3 protein-coding genes are annotated in these 2,302 nt (G+C 58.6%); all 3 read right to left on the bottom strand.

Annotated features, from left to right (window positions below; genetic code table 11):
* Positions 1-540 (bottom strand): amino acid ABC transporter ATP-binding protein (locus ACMRQN_RS00140; protein WP_418733302.1); only part of this gene is annotated, 540 nt, incomplete at its 3' end.
* Between the two features lie 24 nt (positions 541-564).
* Positions 565-1,218, bottom strand: coding sequence for an amino acid ABC transporter permease (locus ACMRQN_RS00135; RefSeq protein ID WP_296060149.1), 654 nt, complete (start codon positions 1,216-1,218; stop codon positions 565-567).
* Between the two features lie 108 nt (positions 1,219-1,326).
* Positions 1,327-2,169 carry an amino acid ABC transporter substrate-binding protein gene (locus ACMRQN_RS00130; RefSeq protein ID WP_418733301.1) on the bottom strand — a complete coding sequence of 281 codons (843 nt, stop codon included), beginning with the start codon at positions 2,167-2,169 and terminating at the stop codon, positions 1,327-1,329.
* Positions 2,170-2,302 lie beyond the last annotated feature (133 nt).

The following is a 2,302-nucleotide window of genomic DNA, read 5'->3' as shown; positions in this document are numbered from 1 at the left end:
CGTCGGCTCGTCGAAGAAGAGCACCTCAGGGTCCATCGCAAGCGCGCGGGCAATCGCGACGCGCTGCTGCTGACCGCCTGAAAGCTCGCAGGGGACCATGTCCTCCTTGTCGGCGAGGCCCATCTTCGCGAGCAGCTCGCGCCCGCGTTCGAGCGCCTCGGCGCGCGAACGCTTCTGCACGCTGATCGGCGCGTCGGTGACGTTTTTGATCACCGAGTAGTGCGGGAACAGATTGAAGTTCTGGAACACCAGGCCAAAGCGCGATTTCGCCTGCTTCATCACATCCTTGCCGCCATAGACGGCATGCCCTGCCCCGTTATCTACAGCCACGGGCAGATCGCCGTAGGAAAGCGACCCGGCGTCAAGCGTCTCAAGCAGCGTCATGCATCGCAGAAGCGTCGACTTGCCGCCTCCCGACGGGCCGATGACGGCGACGACCTCGCCTTTGCGAACCTCGAGCGAGATGTCTTTGAGCACCGCGACATCGCCAAAGCTCTTCTTACCGTGCTCGAGCTTTACCAGCACATTATCTTCAGGCATTGCCAAACCTCACCTTCCCAACGGCTAATCGTGGTAATAACCCATCTTCTTCTCGACGCGCCCGAGAACCACTTCCACGACGAAATTGAATACCCAGTAGAAAACCGCTGCGAACACGAAGGGCAGCATGCTCACCTGCGAGGCGACGAGCGCCTTCGCCGTCGAGAACATCTCCGCCACGCCGATGGCGAACGCGAGCGACGTGTCTTTCACCAACGTGATGATCTCGTTGCCCATAGCGGGAAGAATCCTCTTAATCACCTGGGGCAGCACGATCTTCATAAACGTCTGGAGGCGCGAGTAGCCCAAGACTTCGGCGGCCTCGTACTGTCCGCGCGGAATCGACTGGATGCCGCTGCGGTAAATCTCGGCGAAGTAGGCCGCATAGTTGATGATGAACGCGACGATCGTGGCGGAGAACTTCGACTCCATGCTCAGGGGGATTCCGAAAATATAATAGGGAGCGAAGTAAATGAAGAACATCTGCAGCATGAGCGGGGTTCCGCGCATGACGGAAATGTAGAACTTCATGATCCAGGCAATCGGCTTCACGCGGCTCATGCGCGCAAGCGCCACCACCACGCCAAGCGGCAGCGACCCCACCAGCGTCAGGAAGAATATCTGCAAGGTTACGACGAAGCCTTGCCCAAGCATGGAAAGCATGGTTCCAATTTCCACGGCAACCTCTTTCTTATTGCAACACGAATCGCGGACAGGTTGCCCCGTCCGCGATTCTCTTCTGCCTACGGGAGGTTATGCCCGCAAGCAAACTAACTTATCGACTGGCTACTTGAGGATCCAGTTCGTGTAGGACAGACCGTACTCCGCGTACTTCTCGCACAGCTTCTCGATGGTGCCGTCCTCGTTCATTTCCTTGAGCGTCTTGGTGATCGCATCGGCAAGCTCGGTGTTGCCCTTCTTCACGCCGACCGCGTAGTGCTCGGAGGAAAGGTCCTCGGGAAGCTGGACATAGGCATCGGGCTTGGCGCTCATCTGGTACTGCGCGATGGAGAGATCGCAGGCCACAGCGTCGACGGCGCCGGACTCGAGCTGCATGAAGGCGGTGTTGTAATCGCCGATGGTATCAAGCGAGGCGAAGGTGGCTTTAAGGTCGGCCTTAGTCGCCTCGTCGCCCGCGAGCACATCGTAAGCAGCAGAGTCAGTCTGCGTGATAACGTTCTTGCCGGCAAGATCGACGAGGCTCTCGATGCCGCTGCCCTTCTTCACAACGACAACTTGGGCGTTCAGCATGTAGGGATCGGAGAAGGTGTAGTCATTCTCGCGGCCTTCCATGGTGAAGCCGTTCCAGATGCAGGTGATGGCGCCGGAGTTGAGGAGCGTGTCCTTCGCGTCCCAATCGATGGGCTCAAGCTGGATGTCCCAGCCGTTGCGGCTGGCAACCTCGGCAGCGAGGTCAAGGTCGAAACCGGTGAAGTTGCCGTCGTTGCCGACGAAACCGTACGGCGGATACGATTGGTCGAAGCCGACGATGAGCGTCGTCTTGTCCGAGCTGGTCGCAGCCGCGTCTTTCTTGTCGTTCGAAGCGTTGTTGGAGGAGCAACCAGCCAGCATGCACGCCGCCAAGGCGAGGGCGCATACCGCTGCTGCCATTACCTTCAGTTTCTTCATGAGATTCCTTCCTTCGCACACCGCGCTCGCTCGTCGCGCACGGTACCCTTCCCTGTGCTACTGCACTTTACTGCGCTAAAGTGTTGCCAGTATACCACAGATACCCATCCGTCGCGCAAGCGGTCGAAATAAT

Origin of the sequence: Ellagibacter sp., from assembly GCF_048412355.1 — a bacterium.
In the GTDB taxonomy this organism is placed as follows: Bacteria; Actinomycetota; Coriobacteriia; order Coriobacteriales; family Eggerthellaceae; genus Ellagibacter.
The sequence above is the reverse complement of the archived record's forward strand: the minus strand, read 5'-3'. Positions and strand labels throughout refer to the sequence as shown.

Bases quoted from the DNA above. Each gene is read 5' to 3' on its own strand.
- ACMRQN_RS00130 (WP_418733301.1), bottom strand. From the start codon at position 2,169: ATGAAGAAACTGAAGGTAATGGCAGCAGCGGTATGCGCCCTCGCCTTG.